Here is a 385-nt window from a genome sequence, read left to right on the forward strand (position 1 = left end):
CTGCCTGTCTTATGGACAGTTTTCAGCTTTGTGCCGTCGGCTGCATAAGTATAGGTAATCGTGCTACCATCACTAAAAGTTACTACACTAGGCAAATTTAAACAATTATACGATATATTGGTAATTCCCTTGTTTAAATCTTTAGTTAAATTCCCGTTGGAATCGTAGTTGTATTCATTCGCCTGCTTCACGCCGTCCTTGAACTCGAAACCGTTGTTGTAAGCAGAAGTCGTAGCGGTATCGTCCACACGATTCAGCAGATTGCCCGTAAGAGTGATCAAGCCGTAGACTGATGCGGAGGTCTGCCCGTAGCACTGCAAAGACAGGATATTGCCGTTTTTGTCGTAACCGGTCACCTTTTCTGTATAGCGGCCTGCACCGTGGG

1 pseudogene is annotated in these 385 nt (G+C 45.5%); it reads right to left on the reverse strand.

The features are described 5' to 3' along the window. Positions 1-385: pseudogene (locus tag DWZ03_RS07690) on the reverse strand (hypothetical protein); the annotation flags it as partial.

This window comes from Bacteroides sp. AF29-11 (assembly GCF_003602895.1).
In the GTDB taxonomy this organism is placed as follows: Bacteria; Bacteroidota; Bacteroidia; order Bacteroidales; family Bacteroidaceae; genus Bacteroides; species Bacteroides uniformis.